Genomic DNA, 440 nt, shown 5'->3' on the forward strand with positions numbered 1-440 from the left:
CGGTGAAGGCGGCGCCGGTCAGAAAGCCCTCGGCCTCGGCCTCGCCCGAGGCGATCCAGCCGTCGACGATGACTTTCAGCGAGCCCGACCGCGTCACCAGGTCGGCGAACAAGGGCTCGTGCGCGACCGAGACCGGCGCGTCGGCGGCGACCGGCGCCACGGCTGCGGCTTCGGCCACGGACGGATCGCTGAGCATCAGCACGGCGGCGAGCATAATTCCGCAGGACATGGGGCATCCCTTCACTGGGGACCGGGTCAGGAATCCCGCGTGGAAACCCATGTTGACCCGGTCATTGATTGAACTCTTCTCGGCCTGAGCCGTAAACAGGGTCCTGCAAGCGCCGTACCAGCCCTGTTCGGGACGGTCGGAAGGGGGAGACGCCGATGCCGCACGCCGCCTGGACCGAACTGGAAGCCGTCGCCCGCCGCGACGCCGACGC

General features: G+C 69.1%; 1 pseudogene. It reads right to left on the minus strand.

What is annotated here, in order from left to right:
* Window positions 1-229, minus strand: a pseudogene (locus HX774_RS18855) (hypothetical protein); the annotation flags it as partial.
* Window positions 230-440 lie beyond the last annotated feature (211 nt).

The organism is Brevundimonas sp. P7753 (genome assembly GCF_013386595.1).
GTDB lineage: Bacteria > Pseudomonadota > Alphaproteobacteria > Caulobacterales > Caulobacteraceae > Brevundimonas > Brevundimonas bullata.